Consider the following 17,981-nt stretch of genomic DNA (forward strand, 5'->3'; position numbering starts at 1 on the left):
CCTTTGCCCGTGCGGGCTGCCAGCGCATTGCTTTTGCCAACTCATTGGCCGGTACGCCAAGCCTGATGGCGCGTGAACGCGGTTTTCTTCAGGCGGCAGAAGGCGTGGGCTTGCAGGTGAGCGTTGAGCGTTTTGGCACCACATCTTATGAAAGTGGTCAGATCCTGGCGCACCGGCTGTTGACCCGCCGCGAGCGGCCGGACGCGGTATTCTGCGTGACCGATCTGCTGGCCTGCGGTTTTATGGATGAGGCGCGTCATCGCTTTGGGTTACGTATTCCAGAGGATTTGTGCGTTGCCGGTTACGATGATATTCCGCAGGCGGCCTGGTCCTCTTATAACCTGACTACCTTTACTCAACCGGTGGCGTTGTTTGCGCAGGATGCCGTTGCGTGGCTGATGGCGGAAGAAAAGAAAGAAGAGAGCATGATGCCAGCATTGGGACAGGAGATGCCGGGTGAAACCCGGCTATATCATGCCGATTTTGTCTGGCGTGGGACCATTCGCGGGGCCTGAAACCGGCGTAATATCTTGTTTTATTGCGGCGCTGCGACATTGTTATCCGGCGGCCAAGGCAACTAAATGAGCCTCGAAACCGTTGTCGCTTCCGGCTGCATTGACATGGTCGAAGTAGTTATACCAGCCGCTGGCTTTAATGCCTGCGAGCAACATCTCCCGCGTTTGAATGTCAGCAAAACGCCAGACACCCACAAAACGATGGCCTGTAGATTTGTCGATAGTGCTGTCCGTTTCACTCAACGTCAGAATTTCAACACCAAGATGGGATAGGTTGCCCATCGCAAGCTGAACGTTGTCGACGAACTGCTGACGTTCTGTGGCGGATAAAGCGCCCCATTGAGTGTTGGGGGAATATAGTTCAATCAGGTAATGAGACATGGTCGGTTTCTCCTTATTTCAGATTACGCATAGCGCGTTGGCAGATACGCTGGGTCGCTGGAGAGGGAGGGGGTTGCAACCATTGCTGACACAAGCCCATTACCCAGTCAGGATGACTTTTGGCGGCGTCGTTGAGCCAGTTCGCCAGCGAGTCTTGTACATACGGGGACGGATCGGCCCGCAAAGGGGAAAGTATTGGCAGTGCTCGTTCAGGCTGTTGTTTTAGCGCAGCAATATGCGCAGACCAGACGCCGCGTGGCCGTAATGCTTCGCTGGCAAAACGACGAATACGTTCAGAGGGTGACCTTGTCCATACGGCCAACTGTTCGATAGCGTTATCGAGCTCTAGCACCAAAGCTGGACGCACCGCCAACCAAGCCCATTCTCGGACACCGAAATGATCGTCGTCAGCCAGAGGGCGGATAGCGTCTAGCCTTTCGGTTACGCGCATTTCAGTCTGTGCCCCAATCATAAAACAGGCCCAACCACGCACGGTATCCGAGCGGTGTGACATGCATTGTTCGATGCCGGCCATACCCAGTTCAGCCAATAAAATGTCGCCAATGCCTGCCATTCGCTTGACGATTCCCTGTTGGCAAGCCACCTCGGCCGCTTGCAGCGATTGAGGTGAGAGGGTAGGGAAAACGGTACGTAGCAATAGGATTTGGTCAAGAGCCAATACTTCGACCAGCGTAGCGCTCTGTTGCTCACCACGGGATAATGCAGTGAGAGTGTCGGGAGCAATGTCTGAAACGCGGATTGCTCCTTTACGCGTGGGAGAGTGGCTCATATCGCTGGCTCCTCTTTGGCTGGCGTTACGTTGGCTGCGACTTTTTCGAGTAACAGACCCAGCTGAGTTTGTTCGCTAGCGGAGAGGTTCCCAAACAATCCTGCTATCCAGCGGCTATGCTGCTCAAAAACCTGTTTGGCAACCTGTTCGCCCTTGTGAGTCAGCCGAACACGTAACGCCCGGCGATCGCTGATATCGGCGTGGCGCTCAAGCAAATGTTCCCGCTCAAGGCCATTGAGCAGACCCGTGACGGTGGCACGCGTTACGCCCGCTTTTTCCGCCAGCGCATTCGGTGCCAGCCCTTCTTTGGCTGCATCAAGCAAGAACAGCATAACGAAGCGGCCTTCAGACAGGGCATAAGGTGCCAGCAGTGAGGCACAGTCCCGATCGATGGCTGAAGCCAGCGAAAGTGTTTGAAAGCATAATCGAATATTCTCCAGGTCAGGAAGCTGGCGTTGGTGGGCTTCCTGGAGCAGGGAGAGGTATTTTTGCTCAAGTTTCATGTTCGATCTCACCATGTAGTATGGCGCCTAACTATATGCAAAGAAAAACAGAAGATCAACAGGCTGAGGTAACTATGAACGGAGGGGACGGCTGAATAGCAAAACGCCCGCTTAAGTTTCCTTAAGCGGGCGTCTCTAATATGGTTCCTCTGACTGGATGCTCCATTTAATATATCTTGTTGAAATTAAATTTATTTAATTTTTTAAATTGAAGAGAAGCCCTTAATAAGGTCCCAAATGTTGTTGCTTTTTTAAATGTGATGTATGTCACGTTTGTGATTGTTGTTCTGTCCTAAAAAGCGTGTCAGGTTCGGGAATGAGCGGCAGAGGAGTTGGGTTATCACGTGAATCATTTGGCTCGGGGGCTAGTGCGTAACCGTAGCGGCATTGTCTGCCTGATCGTTTCAGAACTGGCGACGCCTTATCGTGCCAGCCTGGTACGGTTGCTGACCCAGCACCTGCAGGATGTGGGGAAAATTGCCATGTTGATTAACACCGATCGCTCTGATGACAGTGTTTCCCAGGCATTGCAGCAGGCAATTAACTTCCGTGCAGATGCCTCTTTTGTGCTGTCCGGGATGCCGGACAGTGGCATTGCCCGTTTGTGTCACAAACACGGTCAGCGACTGGTGCTGATTAACCGTAACGACACCTTACCGGGGTCACTCAGCATCCGGCTGGATAACGAAGAAGCGGCAGGCAGGATTGTGATGGCCTTTGCCCGTGCGGGCTGCCAGCGCATTGCTTTTGCCAACTCATTGGCCGGTACGCCAAGCCTGATGGCGCGTGAACGCGGTTTTCTTCAGGCGGCAGAAGGCGTGGGCTTGCAGGTGAGCGTTGAGCGTTTTGGTACCACATCTTATGAAAGTGGTCAGATCCTGGCGCACCGGCTGTTGACCCGCCGCGAGCGGCCGGACGCGGTATTCTGCGTCACGGATTTATTGGCTTGCGGTTTTATGGACGAGGCGCGCCATCGCTTTGGTCTGCGGATTCCAGAAGATCTTTGTGTCGCAGGCTACGACGATATTCCGCAGGCGGCTTGGTCTTCTTACCATCTCACCACCTTTACCCAACCGGTGGCGTTATTTGCTGAGGATTCGGTTGAGTGGCTGGTGGCCGAAGAGCAGAAGGAAGAGAGCATGATGCCGGCGTTGGGCCAGGATATGCCGGGTGAAACCCGGCTGTACCATGCTGATTTTGTCTGGCGCGGCACCATTCGCGGCGCCTGAATAAAGTCGTTAGGGATAGACAATATTCAACGTGGCAGTGGTATTGATTTTCCCCGCGCTAACGTCAGTGGGGGCATAAGCAAAATAAAACGCCGCCAGAGAAAGCGAGAAACTGGACGTCAGACTCCCTCCCCGCTGCACGTTGAACAGCGACGTGGCGTTGTTGCGGCTGGCAGTAGATGTCGACAGTACAATCGGCGCATCAGGCTGACCGACATTGACCAGGCGGATACCCGCACCTTTGGCGGCACCGTTGGTGTTATCCACCATCACGCTATTGTCGGTACTCAGCAGAGTATTACTGGACAGGAAAATATCAATGGCGCGCGTAGCGGTATTGTTCGCCGCTAATTGTTCGCATTTAAAATTCAGCATAAAGGGTGTGTAGCCAGGTTTATTATTTTTGAGGATCTGGCTGATCCCTTGAGTCGGCAGGGCGACCGTTAATCCAGCATTGTCGAAGCTGCAAGTGGTCAGTTTTGGCGCATATTTGATAATCAACGGCTGACCAAACATATCAGTGTTGTCATATGGCCAGGTCTGGAACAGTGAAGCGACCCACTGCACTATTTTCCCCACTTGTTTTAGCAACCAGAGGATCAGATTTAGCGACGTCAAATCCGAAGCTATCACCGTATCGCTGATATTGAAGGTATCGCCACTGACATTTTTTCCGGAATCGGTGACCAGCGAGAAGGTGAGATTCATATTTTGGTTCAGCTCTGAGGCTGAATGCTGCTTACTGTCTGAAATCTCCATTGAGTCGGATTGCAGGGGTTGCATAGCGACATTGACCAAATATTTTCCATTGGAAAAACCCATCACTATTGAATTTTTCTCCAGGGGAACGAAAAAACCGATGGTGCCACCTCTGCTACTACAAGTGAAGGTTCCGGTATATTGGGTAGGTAACGTCAGGCTCCATACCGGCGTCTGGGCGCTGAGCTTATCGGATAGATCAATGGAGATCGGTGCGGAAAGTTTGATACCGCTATTGTCGGAGCAAGCGGCGTAGCTATAGCCACTGAACAGGCTCGAAAGCAGTAACGCCAAAGGGATGGTTTTCATAATCTTACCTCTGAAAGAGTTATTGGCAGACGTTTTGCACAGAATTCAGGCCAAACTGTGGGTGTTCGATCGCGCAGTGCCGTTGTCGGTCGGCGTTGAGCCGAACCTGCAGATAATCTGGCTGTTTATCGGCTTTGATATACAGCGTGCTGGCTTGGCCAACGAAGCCAAGCGGGGTTCCGGAGGCGTCGGTGACCTCCGTGCCAAACGGCAAGGGGGTTCCGTCAGGCTGGTGCGCTCGCAAGAGGTAAGATTGCCGGCGATCGGTGTCAAACTTCAGATAATTGACGGCACCAAAGTAGGGAACAATATTGCCCACGTTGCCGAGAATTTCGGCACCGGACGCATTCTCCGAGTTGGATAAGGTGATGGTGTTTTGGCGATAAGGGGTGGCGTAAGGCACCAGTGCCAGGCCGTCGGCATTTGTGACGATACTTTGGTCACCGTTCACGACCAATCCTTTGGCCTGCGGCGCGTCCACCACCGTCAGAGTATTGCCGACCTCGTTCGAGGCCAGGATATGCCAAGGGATCGCCACCAGGCTGCCACGGGCACTGATGCCGGTTTGCCGGTAGTCGCGCGATTCACTGTAGGCGCCGCCAAGGGTAGAGGAGTTGGCCCGATACGCCGCGTTCAGGCTGGTCATGTTTGCCCCTTTGCTCTGGTTGGCTCCGGCAATGGAATAGCTTAATCGGTTGGATTCAAGCGCCGTGCCGCTCAAACTGACGTTGCTTTGTTGGTAGCGCGAGTCGGTCATCGCCAACCCGGTGCTCAGATAGGCGCTATTGTCGAAGGCGCTCAGCGGTACGCTGAACGACAGGTAATAACGCGTCTCTTCTTTAGCCGCGTTACTGCGCACTCGGCTGGCTGAGAGGCTGTAATTGATGTTGCCCAGCGTATTGGCGTACCCCAGTTGATATTCACGAGTTTTATCATTCTCGCTCCAGTAATCACGCTGGGTCCCGGAGAAGTACAGCGTACCCCAGTGGTCGCCGAGGCGTTGATTCAGACTAAGGTTAAAGGTGTTACGTGGCCGTGCTGAGCGCAGGGCGTCCAGCGTATTCAAGTCCAGATCGGCCACTTCTGTTGCGGTCGCGTCGGTTAAATACTGCCGCCTTCTTTGTTCCAGTTGACGGAAGCCTTCATTAGAGTAAATGGCGTCGGTGAACGAGTAATAGCCGCGGGTAGAATAGCGGTATGCCGCCAGCGTGAAGTTGGTGGCGGTGCTGTCCAAAAACTTACTGTAGGCAATGCGATAGCTTTGTCCGCTTTCCGTTTGGTTCTTCAATCGGGTGTTGGCATGGGTAACATCCAGCGACACCGCCCCGAAAGGCAAATTCCAGCCGGTACCGAGCAGATAGGCATGGTAGTCGTTGCTGGTGGTGGTGCCACCATAGGCGGTCACCAGGTTATTCAGACCATATTGCAGGGTGCCTTGGACAAAGGTCGGGGAGTAATCGGTATTGATCTGATTCACTTTCCCGGCGATCAGGCTATATTTATACACCCTTTGCTTTAGCATATTCGGCACGGCGGAGAAGGGTACGGTAAAGGATTGCTTGCTGCCGTTCGCTTCCTGTACCACCACCAGAAGATCCCCGCCTGAGCCGGTAGGCGGAATGCTATCTATGGTGAAGGGACCTGGCGCCACATTTTCCTGATAGATAATGCCGCCGTTTTGCGAGATCTTCACCAGGGCATTGGTCTGCGCCACCCCACGGACTACCGGGGAATATCCCTGTTGAGAATTGGGTAGCATATTGACGTCGGATGCCAGCGAGACGCCTCGCAATCTGATGGAATCGAACAGTTCGCTCGACGAATAGAAATCACCGGCCTTGAAATCCGACTTGATAGACGCGATACCCTGTTGCACGTAGCGGGTGGTATTTTGCCAACGATTGCCGCTGCTTGAGTAATGGCTGAAGGTACTGCTGTCGCGTAATTGCCAGCCGGCCAGATTTAATCCGGAGTCCAGGCCGAGATAAAAGTCATCGCTGTTGGCGCCGTTGGCCGTTTTGGATTTTACGCTGTAGTAACTGGTGTTATAAGACAGCAGCAGGGCGGAAATGCCACGATCCCAAAATTGGGGGGCGACATAGCCCGCCTCTGAATGGAGCATATGGGCCTGCGGCACGCTGAGTTGCAGGCTGAGCGTTTGAACATCCATTTCTGCATGTCCGCCCTGAACCAACTGTTGCAAGGTCAGAACGGCATTTTTGGACAGGATATTTTGCAATTGACCGAGATCGATGTCCAAAGCAGCGGCATCTGCGTGGCTGATTTTGACATCATCTTTGGACTGGCCCAGCTTCAGGGTAAAACGACCTTTCCAGTTGCCGTTAACGTAAACATTGAACAACTGATTGCCTGCCGGCAGATCGGTTTCCTTATAAAAACGGGACAGGTCAGATTCTTTTGAGGCACCTGCCAGCAGACGGGTATCAAAGGTCACGGCTGCCAGGGACTTATTGAGCAGTAATAATGAAGACACCGTCAGTAAAGAGAGTACTTTTTTATTTAGCTTCATTCTGCGCACTCTTGTTTATTCCGCGGTGAATGTTTTGCTGTTGTAGGCACCGAAGTCATCCACATAGGTCAGTGTGAATTTTTCTTTCCCCTTGACGGGAAAACGGCTTGCCGTTGTCAGCGTAGAAAATGGCGCAACCATGACCGGTGCGGATAAAAGCGGCTTTTTATCTTGGGCGCTGATGTTTGAAATGGAAAAGTAATAGGGGGATTTATTGGCTATCTTTAGTGTTTGGCCCAAAGCAGAAAGCAAAATCTCTTTATCGGAATAATCAGGCCCCCCTTGCAGCTTTTGCGGACGATAAAATAGCTTTAGCCTGGACTTTACCGCCAGTTGCAGCGTGTTTTTATCTTTTAAATTTTCCGGTACCGGTGGGATATCAAGCACGTTAAGGAAAAATATCGATTCGCGATCGGCAGGCAATGTCACCGCGAGTTTTTGTATGCGCAATTGCTGGCCGCTGTTTTTAGCGACTTTGACTACGGGCGGCGAAAGTAAAAAAGGGACTTTTGCCGTCTCTGGTGTGGAATTGATATCACCATTATCAATCCATGCTTGAACCAAAGAAGGGGCATCGCCGCTATTATTAAGCTGTACGACAATTTCTTTGTTTTTTTCCGGGTAAATAAATCGGGTACCATTGATAACAATATTTGCATTTGCAGAAACGGTGATAAAGATCAGGCCGCTAACCAGCGTGCTATATTTCATTTTAGCCCCTAAATGGCCAGATCCAGCAGGATGGATCTGGCCAATATTCATCGATTACTGATATGAAATGGTATAAGTCAGATTGGAGCTCAGAGGTCCGGGTTTAGCGGCCAAGGTATTGGTTTTGTAGTAATAGGCATCAAATGTCAGCGTTTCGGTATCTGGAGATTTCTTATCGCCTTTTAGCGTGGTTTTGTAAGGCACATTCAAAGGAATGGCCGTGGTTTTTCCTGTTTCGGTCAATGCGAAGCCCACATTTTTGGCCGTGGTAGCATCGTTTTCATTGACTGAGTTATTAAGCAGATATTTGCCGTCGTTAGATATGTTATCTGCAGAGGAGAAATAAATTTGTAGTGGACTTCCGGCGGTTACGGAAGCCGGTGCGCAGTCGGAAAATGTCAACGCAAACGACTTCTTGTTCTTGTTGATAAGCCCTACAACGGCGCTGGCATCAGCAACGGTGATAGGCGATAACGCCACGGTGAAGTCCGCGCTTTTACCTCCGTTAATGGTGCAGGTGGTATCGGTAATAGCGCCGGTGAATGAAATTATGCCACCCGCGGCACTGCCGGCGGCCATGGCTACCGGGGTAGCAATGATACTTGCCAGCACTGCGCAAGAAAGAAGTTTCTTGTTCATATTACGCCTCGTTAACAAGTTGAAGTTTGAATATCTACTGCGGTTGTCTTGAATCATTGTTTTTAGGAAAAATAAAGCCATACACATGAACGTGTATTTTTGTTTGAAAACCAAGTGCAATCTACAGCCAGACAGGAGATGGGGGAATTAACCTGCTTGGCGAATATATAGTAGTTCTGATGTTTCGGTAAAATCAACAGCGGGGGTTAAAAAATACCATCACCATTTAGTTTAGTTACGTTTAATGTTTGTTAAATTGGTTAAGAATAGTCTCTGTTATTTTATTTGGTGCTTTGAGTTTCACTGCATTGCGCGATTAAATTAAGAATTATCTTTCTTTTTAGGATTTATTTTTTCGTCATAATGGGAATGTAACTTGTTTTTTCATGTTTTTAACTGTTTATGGTACGCATGATATCTGGGGAATATCCATAATGTTATAAAGTGATAGCTTTTCAAACGATTCAATAAGGGGCTTCCATTGCCTGAATACTGGTGCTGCGGCGTGAAATCTACGCATATAAAACAAGGGTATTGGTAGGTGCTGTTGATAAACACCGGTTTTTCACCGCGAGTATCACTGCTTGTCGGGCGGCCCAGACCAGTGTTTGTTATAATTATGTGCAATAAGAGTTCGCCGTGATGGCACTGACTTATTTTTCACCAGCAGCTAGGTTAGCGAGACTTGCCATGAATAAAAAACGAGTGCTCATCATCGAAGATGATATGGATGCAGCAGAAGTACTGGAGGCTTACCTGGTGAGAGAGCATTTTGTGGTTTCCATCGCGACCGATGGTGTGAAGGGGTTGGATATGGCGCAGCAATGGCGTCCGGATCTGATCTTGCTGGACGTATTACTGCCAGGTATCGCAGGAACTGAAGTCCTTAACCGGCTGCGTAAAAAAATGGATACTCCGGTGATTATGATATCAGCGATGAGCGATGCCTCGGACAAGATAGGTGCCTTACGCTATGGCGCAGATGATTATATCGTTAAGCCTTACAATCCCGGCGAGGTGATGGCGCGGGTACAGGCTGTTATGCGTCGTTATTCAGAACGCATCGAGCACACGGACCTTCTTTCATTTGGCCCCTTGCAGTTGGATACTGAGGCGATGGCGGTATCAGTAGATCTGCCAACAGGGGAAACACGCTTTCTAACCCTGACCCCTACCGAGTTAACCCTGTTGGCCATTTTTTTACGTGCGCCCACCAAGGCGTTCACGCGCCAAGAGTTGCTGGAAAAATGCTTGCCGGAAAGCGATGCTTTGGAGCGGGTGATGGATACTCATATCTATAATCTGCGCAGAAAGCTGGAAAGTGTTGGCATTACCAATGTGTTGCTTACGGTAAGGGCGATTGGCTATCGATTTAAGCCGCTGTAAGTCACTTCAGTGTGATATTGACCTTTGCTTAGCCGGTTCGGTTTTGACGACCATGCCGGCCGAAGAGAGTACATTTTGTTAATAACAAAATAATATAAGTTATTCCAATGTCTTTTCGGTATTGATAAAACATTGATAATTCATGCATGGCATCTGGATAATTGGCCTGTTTAATTCGGTTAAGTAATTTCGGGGAGAGCCAGTGTGAAGCCAATAATCTTATCTCTGTTTGTTTCTTTTTTTTTGTTTCATTCAACCTACGCAGCGTCGCAGCCATCCGTGAGCGGTGTTAGTGCTACGCTTAACAGTAAAGGGGTAAAATATCACGAGTTTTATTTTAAAAAATTCAATTTAATTCAATCAGATCGTCAATATTATGCTTTTGGAAATAGAGTCAATAACGACGAAAGGGGCCAGCAACATTTCGTACCAAAAAGTGTCCGTGGATTGATTCAGAAGCTAAAGCGTGAAAGTCGCCATGGTGCAAAGTTTCACTCAAGTACACCCAATACTGATATGGCTCACTTGCAGATTGGAGGAAATTCAGAACAGCCTGTTGAATATTTATTAACCGCTAAAACCTGATCTTCCAATAAGGGACTAATGTAAAAACGATAGGGTGATTTATGATTAGCGAAAGCCAAGGAAAAATCATATTGGCAGATCTTTGCGGTGGTATGGGACAAGCTTTTGAGGAGTTTTTTAAAACCTGTACTTCTTTTAAAACCTCATTATTGTATCTTTCGAATCCTGATTTTAAAACATTGGATTACCATGTGAAAAATAACCGTTTAACTTCCGTGGTGTTTTTTTATTTAAGCGGGGAGGTTATTTCACAGGCCTATGAGGTTGACCTTATTACAAAATTTTACACTAGAAACCCAAGGGCTCGTGGAATCATCATGCTGGGAGATACCGGATGTCTGACAAGGGTACTGCACCTTTCCTTTCCTTATACGCTAATTCATAAGCGCGACACATTGTTCGAGGTGGAACGGCTGGTGGGATTGGGGATAAGAAAAAACAAACAGCTCAGCGACTGGAGCCAGCGACTTTTGGTTATGGAAAACAGCATGCGATGGGTCGATAAATTGAATTCACTTACCCGCAGAGAGAAAACGGTGATGAGGGATTTGATGATTGGCCTGTCCCCGGTGACGATTTCCAGAAAAATGCAGCTGAGTATTAAAACTATCTCAAATCATAAACGCAATGCCTATTTTAAGTTGGGAATAAGTCACTCGGTTCATTTGTTGAACTTCAGTGCGGGATGTTTTTCAACAATGCGTTATTAGATACAAAAGGGTAAGGGGGCTTACGTTTCCCTAGCCGATCAGAGTCATGCAACAAGGCTATACTAGTCTGAAAAGCATCGCTAAGTTCCGGGTACTGTAGGGCATCCGACCTGCAGTTAGCGGTTTTGAATAAGGGTATGGTTTGCTATGGGTAAGCCTGAAAAAGGTGTTTCGTTGTGGCATTGGATCACGGTACGTATCCTGCTGGTGGCGATAGGTACTCTTGCACTTATCGCCGGATGTATGTGGTCGTGGTACACCTATCTGAATTTTTTTGTGGTGCGATCGATGCCGGACGCTGTCAGGAAAGAGTTCCTGGCCTTGGTTAAAAATCCGGAAAGCAACCTGCAACGCTTTCATGGAATTGTTGATGAATGGTATGGCGTCGATTTTTCCAGCCCTTTCTCCTTTGCGATTGACTGGAAGCTGCTGACGCTTTACGCCTGCGTTATCGTCCCATTTATCATCATTCTGGGGCTGTATACCGCCAGGCCGCTGTCAGAGCAATTTACGCGTTTGGCTATGGCAGCCCGTGCAGTATCCAGGGGCAAGTTCACGGCTCGGGCCGGGTTAACCAAAAATGCACCGGCGGAACTTATCAAGCTGACTACGGACTTCAATACCATGACAGGCCGTCTTTCAGCTTTCGATCGTGAGCTAAAAACCTCCCATGCCGCGATGGCACACGAACTTCGTGCTCCATTAACTGCCGCCATGGGACGGCTCCACGGGGTCATTGATGGCGTTTTTCCCCCTGAAACGCATCATCTTACGATGATCATGAATCAACTCACGCATTTGAATCGGTTGATTGATGATTTGCATCTTTTGTCTCTTGCCCAAGCGCGGCAGCTGACTTTGGATAAGTCACCGGTCGATGTCATTGAGCTGTTACGGGAAAAGGAAGCCTGGCTACAGCTTCGTCTTGATGTGGCGGATTTTTCTTTTAACATCTCGGCTTGTTCACCTTTGATTGTCCTGATTGATCCCTTCCGGATGGGGCAGGTATTCACTATTCTGATGGACAATGCGCTGAACTACGCCACTGAAGGTAAGGTATTGGATATCACTCTGCGTGATTATCAGGATCATATCGCTATCACTTTTCGCGATCATGGGCCTGGGGTGAGTCATGAGTTTATACCGCTGATGTTTGAGCGTTTCTCCAGAGCGGACAGCTCAAGAGCACGCAATTTCGGCGGTAGTGGGCTGGGTCTGTCAATTGCCAGAGCAATTTGTGAACTGCATGATGGGCATTTGGTAGTTAATATTCATCCTGAAGGAGGTATGCGCTTCATTATTCAACTGCCAGTGAGAAATATTTTATCCAAAGGGTGAGCTATCGGATAGCTTTTTAGGCTGTCGCGCGTGCTGCAAGTCTTCTTCGGATATATCATTTAACGGTGAGGTATCTAAGGTATCTAAGGTATCAAAGATATCTTCAATGAATTTTCTCTGCGCATCTGTCAACCCCCAGTCGCCAGGTATTTCTGGTGGGTTTAATTTCCCTGTCCGGTTTTTTATATTCATAACAGCCAAAGAACTAATAAAATAACGCCCAACCAAAATATGCTACAAAATGTAACTATTGCTATCCAAACTTTACGCCGAAGGTTCCAGTCTGTTTCGTTGTTCATCCTATATTTCCCGTCGATTACTTATTTCGGTTATTATCAGTTCAGACGATTTTTTATAAATGAGAATAGTCTCTGGAACAGCATTTTTAATATGTAACAATTTGCTACGGTACGGATAGAAATAAATAAGGCGGTCTAGTCTTACGCATTGATGAGACAATTGTCTTGTGAGGGGGAAGGGAAGATAAATTACAGGTAATAATTTTACGTATGAATGCAAAAAGCCCGCTTAAGTTTCCTTAAGCGGGCTTTTCTAATATGGCTCCTCTGACTGGACTCGAACCAGTGACATACGGATTAACAGTCCGCCGTTCTACCGACTGAACTACAGAGGAATTGTCTGAACGGGGCGCATCATATCCAGCCGCCCAGAGTGTGTCAACGCTAAATTCACCGATTCGGCGCGACTGCTCAGCATCTGAGCAATGCGGGCGTGGTTATAGCAGTTCTGTGCCGCCCTCAGCTTGCCAGCGTTGCAAACGCGCGAGCGTATCTTGTTTATAGAAGCGGCAGAAATGCTGGTATAGCGCGGGAAAACGGTTGGCCAGCAGTTCGGGAGCGCTGAAAAAATACTCTGACAGCACGGCAAAGCACTCGGCCGGATCGGTCGCGGCGTAGGCATCCATGCTGGCGGCGTCTTCGCCGACCATGTCGATCTCGTCCTGCAGGTTTTCCATTGCGGCGTGCAGGTCATGTTCCCAGGCGGCAATGTCGCGTAGCGGAATAGGGGGGACCCCCGTAGCGCTGCCGCCATTGCGCATATCCAGTTTGTGCACCGCCTCATGGATCACCAGGTTAAAACCGGAGAGATCGAAAGAGTCTTGCACGTCCTGCCAATTGAGTACGATCGGCCCCTGTTCCCAGCTCTGGCCAGATTGTACTACGGGCCCGGAATGCACCAGGCCGAAATCATCCTGCCATTCATCTTCCACCACAAAAGGGGTTGGGTAGAGCAAAATCTCATTGAAACCGTCAAGGCATTCGGCACCCAACTCCATTACCGGCAACGCGAACAGCAGGGCAATGCGCGCCTGCATTTGCGGCGTCAGCACCAGCCCTTGTAACGGGACAATGCGTTTTTGCTGCAAAATCTGCCCGGCAACGGCAACCAGCCGTTGTTGTTCCCGCTCATCCAGCGGAGAGAGCAGGGGAATTGCCAGCGCGTCTTGCCACTGGGCAAGCGTTTCCGCCTGCGGTTGATGCGTTTTCCACGGCCATTTAATCATCGCGTTGCTCGCAAAGTCTTCACTTGAACATTCGGCTGGAGGCTAACTCTGTAAAAATGCCGCAAAAAGGGGCATGATAGCAAGCACTTGAAGGAGAGATGCCGGAGCGGCTGAACGGACCAGTCTCGAAAACTGGAGTAGGGGCAACTCTACCGGGGGTTCAAATCCCCCTCTCTCCGCCATTATTCAATCACTTACAGACGATTTTGTCTGTGATCCACGCCTCACATGCCCCATCGCGATCAAAAATCACTGCTGCTGCCCAGGGCGGCGCTGCTTATTGCCTTGCCTGAACAAAACCCTTTCTTTTTATTCTGACGGCAAAGAGATAGCTGATAACCAAAAAGGCACATTGGAAGATAAAGAAAGGCTCGAACCATTGGTGATTAAGGTAAACGTAATAGCCATTGTGCAAGACATCAACGGTAATGATGGCTAAGGTGCTGGCGATGCCGGCCTTGGGCTTGGCAATAAGAAGATAAGCCGCGAGTGGGTCAAGGAATGTCAGACTGCCCCAAAATAAACGGCTGACGAGGAATGCCTGTTCGCCATAGCCATAATCCCAGAGAAAACCAAATTTCAGGGCGGCAACAAGATGATTAATTGTCGCAATGATTAAGCAAATGGCTAAAAAATAACGCATCGCATTGGCGTTGTTCATAAGTCAGCTTGCCTTAATGCCCCAAGGGCGGCGTTATCCAGCGTAATGACGGATTTTATGCTGGAGGCGATGAGTGCAGTGATGGATTCTCGGGGGCCTGAACGCCAGGCATCGCTGGCATAGAAGGCACTTTGGCTGGTCTCGAGATGTTCTGCGTTATCGTAGGCCCGGATTAAATAATAGCTATCCGGATCATGCAAGGATTGACCATAACGAACAACATCCATGCCGCAGGTCCGGTGCAACGGCACACTTATCTCATGCATGATTTGATGAAATGCCTCGCCAGTGCCTGTTTGTAGGGCATACAACAGAATTTCTACGGTTTTCATTCCACCTCCTTGATGTTGTGCCATCATGGCACGCGGAATACTGTTTTTTCAACCAGTATCCCACAGGTTGGTAGGGTACCTGCGCCCCCATAACGCCTCAGAAATAATGCCCGCCCATTGCCTTGCAGTATTTTATGGCTCACCTACTATCATTTAATCATCACTTTTTTTGCGGGTAATCACTATGTTTGCACTGTTACGCACATCAATGGTTGGCGCTGCGGCATTGTTATTGATCGCCGGTTGCCAGCAAAAGGCGCATAAACCGGTGCCACCGCTGCAAGCGCAGTTGGATCAGCTTTCTACGATGCTGGCCGGTAGCCATTTCCTGCGACAAAATTGCCACCGTTCGGACATTCCTGACGATGTAAAATTACAACGTACAGCGATGCGGGTAGCGGAGCATCGCGGCTGGGATACCCATGCAGCGGGCTATCAGCAATTACCGGCAATGGCCCAGGCACGTTATCTGGCTGTGCTGGAGGATCGTCAGTTGCTGACGGATAAATGCACTGTGATGGAGAATCGCACCGCAAACTTTATTGCCGCAGCGAAGTCCGATCAGGAGGACTATATGGAGTAGTGCGTGCCTGATGCATGCCGGTGTGGCGTGCTGCGTATCAGCCTATTCCCAATTCTTGGCGCATTCTCAAAAAATTCTTTGCAGGATAACGATCTGTCGCTCATTATTTGAAATGTTGTTTCACTTTTATCTCATGAGCCGATCTTGAACCCATATGTCGCCCTGCGTCAGCGCGTAGAAAACACCCCCTGGTATGGCAAACGGAAAAGCTACCGCGTGCTGTTTTGGCGTGAGATCACGCCGCTGGCGGTGCCGATCTTTATGGAGAACGCCTGTGTCCTGCTGATGGGGGTATTAAGCACCTTTCTGGTGAGTTGGATCGGCAAGGAGGCGATGGCCGGGGTGGGGCTGGCCGACAGCTTCAACATGGTGATTATCTCGTTCTTTGCCGCAGTGGACCTGGGGACGACGGTGGTAGTGGCCTTCAGCCTTGGCAAGCGGGATCGTAGAAGAGCGCGCGCGGCGGCACGTCAATCGCTGGTGTTGATGACCCTGGTTGCCTTGGGGTTGGCTGCGGGGATTCATTTGGCGGGCGAGCAGATTATTGATGTGATCGCCGGTGCCGCCACGCCAGAGGTAAAGGCGCTGGCACTGTCTTATCTACAAACGACGGTATGGAGTTATCCCGCTGCGGCCATTGCACTGATTGGCAGCGGTGCGCTGCGTGGTGCCGGGAATACCAAAATCCCGCTGCTGATTAACGGCGGCATGAATATCCTGAATATTATCATCAGCAGCATACTGATTTACGGCATGCTGGGCTGGCACGGCCTAGGCTTTATCGGCGCGGGGTTAGGGCTGACCATCTCCCGTTATCTTGGCGCTATTGCGATTATTTACGTCCTGATGATCGGTTTTAACCCGGCGCTGCACATCACACTGAAAAGTTACTTTACCCCCTTAAAACTCAATATCCTCTGGGAGGTGTTGGGGATCGGTATTCCTGCCAGCATCGAGTCGGTGTTGTTTAACGGGGGCAAGTTACTGACTCAAATGTTTGTCGCCGGTATGGGTACCAACGTGATCGCCGGCAATTTTATCGCTTTCTCTGTCGCCTCGTTGATCAACCTGCCGGGCAATGCCCTGGGGTCGGCGTCGACCATTATTGTGGGAAAACGCCTGGGGAAAGGGCAGATAGCTCAAGCGGAAAGGCAACTGCGTCACATTTTCTGGCTGGCGACGATTGGGTTAACGGTGATCGCCTGGGGCACGGCACCTTTGGCGGGGATATTCGCCTCGTTTTATACACAACAAGATGACGTGAAGGAGGTGGTAAAGGTATTGCTCTGGCTTAACGCTGCCTTTATGCCTATCTGGGCGGCTTCGTGGGTATTGCCCGCCGGTTTGAAAGGGGCGCGCGATGCCCGTTTTGCCATGTGGGTGTCCATGTTGGGCATGTGGGGCTGCCGTGTGGTTGCCGGTTATACGCTGGGCATTATGTTGGGCATGGGCGTTGTTGGCGTCTGGTTGGGGATGTTTATGGATTGGGCGGTACGCGGTGCGTTGTTCTACTGGCGTATGGTCAGTGGGCGCTGGTTGTGGAAGTATCCGCGCATAAAACCGGGCGTCACTGAAGAAAAAACCGTCGTGAAGTGACCCTTAGCTGTCAGTCGGCCCTGGCTGATTATTGTCCTGCCGCCATTTGGCCGGTGACACGCCGTGAACCTGCTTGAAGGCTTTGGAAAAGTGCAGTTGATTTTCATAACCGACAGAAATTCCCACCACTTTGATTGCCGTCTGGCTATTACGCAGCAGGCTGGCGGCGATATTCATGCGGAAGTTAAGTAAATACGCCTTTGGCCCGATACCGTAAGCGTTTTTAAACAGCCGACACAGGTAACTGCGGTTGATGTTGCAGTAGGCGGCCAAGCGTTCAATGGTAAGCTGTTCATGGTAGCGGTTTTCAATGAGTTTAACCGCCTTATGCAGGTGCTGCAGTTTGTCGCTTGGGAGCTCGCCGCCGCCTTGCAGTGCGTTATCGATCAGCGCAGAAAAAAACAGGTAGCTCAGGCCGAGCGTCTTTAGCCTGTGTTCATCGCCATGACTAACCAGTTGTCGCAGATAACGCAGTGCCAGTAAGGAGTCTTCACTTTGACGCGGGTGATAGATCGGAAATTGGCGGCTCAGGCGGCACTCTTCAAAAATTTTGCCGGCAACCAGCCCGTCGACCTCCAGCCACATGTAGTGCCAGGGATCTTTTTTGTCGGCGCGATAGGTGGTTACGTCGTGCGGGTGGATCAAAAAACCTTCGCCGGCAACCACGGGAAATGAGCCGTATTCAGTGCTCAGTACACCGGTGCCACTTATCACATAATGAAATAAATAGTGCTGGCGTACCGCAGGCCCAAAGCTGTGCCCCTTGTCACAATTTTCCTCACCATACTGGTACAGATTCAGTTCGATGTTGTCAGTGCGACTCAACGTAAAACTCTTGTGCATCCGCTATGGCTCCTGTTTTTTCCCCACTGTAGCAGTGTCGTTGCGGCAACCCAGTG

Annotated in this window: 19 protein-coding genes, 2 tRNA genes and 1 pseudogene; 9 read left to right on the forward strand and 13 right to left on the reverse strand. The window is 50.1% G+C overall.

Features of this window, described 5'->3' with window-relative positions:
* On the forward strand, positions 1-515 hold a 515-nt coding region (locus AC2FCQ_RS22655; protein ID WP_490641563.1), incomplete at its 5' end, for a substrate-binding domain-containing protein.
* Positions 516-557: 42 nt separating this feature from the next.
* On the opposite strand, the gene AC2FCQ_RS22660 is transcribed toward AC2FCQ_RS22655, so the two are convergent.
* From AC2FCQ_RS22660 to AC2FCQ_RS22670, 3 genes are read right to left on the reverse strand one after another with little or no spacing between them, the layout of a single operon-like run.
* Positions 558-896 carry a DUF6616 family protein gene (locus tag AC2FCQ_RS22660; RefSeq protein ID WP_209635852.1) on the reverse strand — a complete coding sequence of 113 codons (339 nt, stop codon included), beginning with the start codon at positions 894-896 and terminating at the stop codon, positions 558-560.
* A gap of 13 nt (positions 897-909) precedes the next feature.
* The gene (locus tag AC2FCQ_RS22665) at positions 910-1,686 is read right to left on the reverse strand and encodes a DNA alkylation repair protein (protein WP_490309162.1); all 777 of its coding nucleotides are present in this window, start codon (positions 1,684-1,686) and stop codon (positions 910-912) included.
* Positions 1,683-2,189 (reverse strand): MarR family winged helix-turn-helix transcriptional regulator, encoded by a 507-nt coding sequence (locus tag AC2FCQ_RS22670; RefSeq protein ID WP_265554087.1) that lies wholly within the window; start codon positions 2,187-2,189, stop codon positions 1,683-1,685. The genes AC2FCQ_RS22665 and AC2FCQ_RS22670 overlap by 4 nt, the downstream gene beginning before the upstream one ends.
* Positions 2,190-2,509: 320 nt before the next feature.
* Between AC2FCQ_RS22670 and AC2FCQ_RS22675 the strand changes: the two are divergent.
* Positions 2,510-3,418, forward strand: a pseudogene (locus AC2FCQ_RS22675) (substrate-binding domain-containing protein); the annotation flags it as partial.
* Positions 3,419-3,427: 9 nt separating this feature from the next.
* Here AC2FCQ_RS22675 and AC2FCQ_RS22680 read toward each other — a convergent pair.
* The 4 genes from AC2FCQ_RS22680 to AC2FCQ_RS22695 are packed head-to-tail and all read right to left on the reverse strand — an operon-like array spanning position 3,428 to position 8,366.
* Positions 3,428-4,486, reverse strand: a complete 1,059-nt coding sequence (locus AC2FCQ_RS22680) for a fimbrial protein (protein WP_490309002.1) — start codon at positions 4,484-4,486, stop codon at positions 3,428-3,430.
* Between the two features lie 19 nt (positions 4,487-4,505).
* Entirely contained in the window at positions 4,506-7,016 is a 2,511-nt protein-coding gene (locus AC2FCQ_RS22685) for a fimbria/pilus outer membrane usher protein (protein WP_490309003.1), read from the reverse strand.
* A gap of 15 nt (positions 7,017-7,031) precedes the next feature.
* On the reverse strand, positions 7,032-7,727 hold the full coding sequence (locus AC2FCQ_RS22690) for a fimbrial biogenesis chaperone (RefSeq protein WP_265554081.1): 696 nt from the start codon (positions 7,725-7,727) through the stop codon (positions 7,032-7,034).
* A gap of 54 nt (positions 7,728-7,781) precedes the next feature.
* Positions 7,782-8,366 (reverse strand): fimbrial protein, encoded by a 585-nt coding sequence (locus AC2FCQ_RS22695; protein WP_265554080.1) that lies wholly within the window; start codon positions 8,364-8,366, stop codon positions 7,782-7,784.
* Between the two features lie 690 nt (positions 8,367-9,056).
* Between AC2FCQ_RS22695 and AC2FCQ_RS22700 the strand changes: the two genes are divergently transcribed.
* The 4 genes from AC2FCQ_RS22700 to AC2FCQ_RS22715 all read left to right on the forward strand — a co-directional run bounded on the left by AC2FCQ_RS22700 (position 9,057) and on the right by AC2FCQ_RS22715 (position 12,385).
* Positions 9,057-9,752, forward strand: coding sequence for a response regulator (locus tag AC2FCQ_RS22700; RefSeq protein WP_265554196.1), 696 nt, complete (start codon positions 9,057-9,059; stop codon positions 9,750-9,752).
* 204 nt (positions 9,753-9,956) lie between these two features.
* Positions 9,957-10,337 (forward strand): hypothetical protein, encoded by a 381-nt coding sequence (locus AC2FCQ_RS22705; RefSeq protein WP_265554078.1) that lies wholly within the window; start codon positions 9,957-9,959, stop codon positions 10,335-10,337.
* A 41-nt stretch (positions 10,338-10,378) separates the two neighbouring features.
* Positions 10,379-11,047, forward strand: a complete 669-nt coding sequence (locus tag AC2FCQ_RS22710; RefSeq protein ID WP_265554076.1) for a helix-turn-helix transcriptional regulator — start codon at positions 10,379-10,381, stop codon at positions 11,045-11,047.
* Positions 11,048-11,194: 147 nt separating this feature from the next.
* On the forward strand, positions 11,195-12,385 hold the full coding sequence (locus AC2FCQ_RS22715; RefSeq protein WP_265554074.1) for a sensor histidine kinase: 1,191 nt from the start codon (positions 11,195-11,197) through the stop codon (positions 12,383-12,385).
* Between the two features lie 188 nt (positions 12,386-12,573).
* Here AC2FCQ_RS22715 and AC2FCQ_RS22720 read toward each other — a convergent pair whose 3' ends face one another.
* The 3 genes from AC2FCQ_RS22720 to mtfA form a co-directional block, all read right to left on the reverse strand.
* A complete protein-coding gene (locus AC2FCQ_RS22720; protein WP_416221875.1) occupies positions 12,574-12,684 on the reverse strand; it encodes a YmiA family putative membrane protein in 111 nt (36 codons plus the stop codon).
* A gap of 259 nt (positions 12,685-12,943) precedes the next feature.
* A tRNA-Asn gene (locus AC2FCQ_RS22725) sits at positions 12,944-13,019 on the reverse strand.
* A 102-nt stretch (positions 13,020-13,121) separates the two neighbouring features.
* Positions 13,122-13,910 carry a DgsA anti-repressor MtfA gene (gene mtfA / locus AC2FCQ_RS22730; protein ID WP_209635780.1) on the reverse strand — a complete coding sequence of 263 codons (789 nt, stop codon included), beginning with the start codon at positions 13,908-13,910 and terminating at the stop codon, positions 13,122-13,124.
* Positions 13,911-14,002: 92 nt separating this feature from the next.
* Between mtfA and AC2FCQ_RS22735 the strand changes: the two genes are divergently transcribed.
* Positions 14,003-14,092 (forward strand) — tRNA-Ser (locus AC2FCQ_RS22735).
* Positions 14,093-14,187: 95 nt separating this feature from the next.
* On the opposite strand, the gene AC2FCQ_RS22740 is transcribed toward AC2FCQ_RS22735, so the two are convergent.
* Positions 14,188-14,571, reverse strand: a complete 384-nt coding sequence (locus AC2FCQ_RS22740) for a hypothetical protein (protein ID WP_209635777.1) — start codon at positions 14,569-14,571, stop codon at positions 14,188-14,190.
* A complete protein-coding gene (locus tag AC2FCQ_RS22745) occupies positions 14,568-14,903 on the reverse strand; it encodes an NIPSNAP family protein (RefSeq protein ID WP_490309004.1) in 336 nt (111 codons plus the stop codon). Before AC2FCQ_RS22745 ends, AC2FCQ_RS22740 begins: the two co-directional genes overlap by 4 nt.
* 184 nt (positions 14,904-15,087) lie before the next feature.
* Here AC2FCQ_RS22745 and gspS point away from each other — a divergent pair, with 184 nt between their 5' ends.
* Both gspS and AC2FCQ_RS22755 read left to right on the forward strand, forming a co-directional pair.
* Positions 15,088-15,486, forward strand: a complete 399-nt coding sequence (gene gspS / locus AC2FCQ_RS22750) for a type II secretion system pilot lipoprotein GspS (protein WP_265554069.1) — start codon at positions 15,088-15,090, stop codon at positions 15,484-15,486.
* 144 nt (positions 15,487-15,630) lie between these two features.
* Positions 15,631-17,082: an EmmdR/YeeO family multidrug/toxin efflux MATE transporter gene (locus AC2FCQ_RS22755; protein ID WP_404759309.1), complete on the forward strand. Its 1,452-nt coding sequence runs from the start codon at positions 15,631-15,633 to the stop codon at positions 17,080-17,082.
* 3 nt (positions 17,083-17,085) lie between these two features.
* Here the strand turns inward: AC2FCQ_RS22755 and AC2FCQ_RS22760 are convergent, their stop codons facing one another.
* Positions 17,086-17,925 (reverse strand): AraC family transcriptional regulator, encoded by an 840-nt coding sequence (locus AC2FCQ_RS22760; protein WP_490309005.1) that lies wholly within the window; start codon positions 17,923-17,925, stop codon positions 17,086-17,088.
* Between the last annotated feature and the right edge of the window lie 56 nt (positions 17,926-17,981).

The sequence above is a fragment of the Serratia sp. CoH_134_PS_4 genome, from assembly GCF_058190535.1.

What these genes read in the sequence shown, in the direction of transcription:
- AC2FCQ_RS22660 (WP_209635852.1), bottom strand. Translation starts at nt 896, where the DNA reads ATGTCTCATTACCTGATTGAACTATATTCCCCCAACACTCAATGGGGC.
- AC2FCQ_RS22665 (WP_490309162.1), bottom strand. Translation starts at nt 1,686, where the DNA reads ATGAGCCACTCTCCCACGCGTAAAGGAGCAATCCGCGTTTCAGACATT.
- AC2FCQ_RS22670 (WP_265554087.1), bottom strand. Translation starts at nt 2,189, where the DNA reads ATGAAACTTGAGCAAAAATACCTCTCCCTGCTCCAGGAAGCCCACCAA.
- AC2FCQ_RS22680 (WP_490309002.1), bottom strand. Translation starts at nt 4,486, where the DNA reads ATGAAAACCATCCCTTTGGCGTTACTGCTTTCGAGCCTGTTCAGTGGC.
- AC2FCQ_RS22685 (WP_490309003.1), bottom strand. Translation starts at nt 7,016, where the DNA reads ATGAAGCTAAATAAAAAAGTACTCTCTTTACTGACGGTGTCTTCATTA.
- AC2FCQ_RS22690 (WP_265554081.1), bottom strand. Translation starts at nt 7,727, where the DNA reads ATGAAATATAGCACGCTGGTTAGCGGCCTGATCTTTATCACCGTTTCT.
- AC2FCQ_RS22695 (WP_265554080.1), bottom strand. Translation starts at nt 8,366, where the DNA reads ATGAACAAGAAACTTCTTTCTTGCGCAGTGCTGGCAAGTATCATTGCT.
- AC2FCQ_RS22700 (WP_265554196.1), top strand. Translation starts at nt 9,057, where the DNA reads ATGAATAAAAAACGAGTGCTCATCATCGAAGATGATATGGATGCAGCA.
- AC2FCQ_RS22710 (WP_265554076.1), top strand. Translation starts at nt 10,379, where the DNA reads ATGATTAGCGAAAGCCAAGGAAAAATCATATTGGCAGATCTTTGCGGT.
- AC2FCQ_RS22715 (WP_265554074.1), top strand. Translation starts at nt 11,195, where the DNA reads ATGGGTAAGCCTGAAAAAGGTGTTTCGTTGTGGCATTGGATCACGGTA.
- AC2FCQ_RS22720 (WP_416221875.1), bottom strand. Translation starts at nt 12,684, where the DNA reads ATGAACAACGAAACAGACTGGAACCTTCGGCGTAAAGTTTGGATAGCA.
- mtfA (WP_209635780.1), bottom strand. Translation starts at nt 13,910, where the DNA reads ATGATTAAATGGCCGTGGAAAACGCATCAACCGCAGGCGGAAACGCTT.
- AC2FCQ_RS22740 (WP_209635777.1), bottom strand. Translation starts at nt 14,571, where the DNA reads ATGAACAACGCCAATGCGATGCGTTATTTTTTAGCCATTTGCTTAATC.
- AC2FCQ_RS22745 (WP_490309004.1), bottom strand. Translation starts at nt 14,903, where the DNA reads ATGAAAACCGTAGAAATTCTGTTGTATGCCCTACAAACAGGCACTGGC.
- gspS (WP_265554069.1), top strand. Translation starts at nt 15,088, where the DNA reads ATGTTTGCACTGTTACGCACATCAATGGTTGGCGCTGCGGCATTGTTA.
- AC2FCQ_RS22760 (WP_490309005.1), bottom strand. Translation starts at nt 17,925, where the DNA reads ATGCACAAGAGTTTTACGTTGAGTCGCACTGACAACATCGAACTGAAT.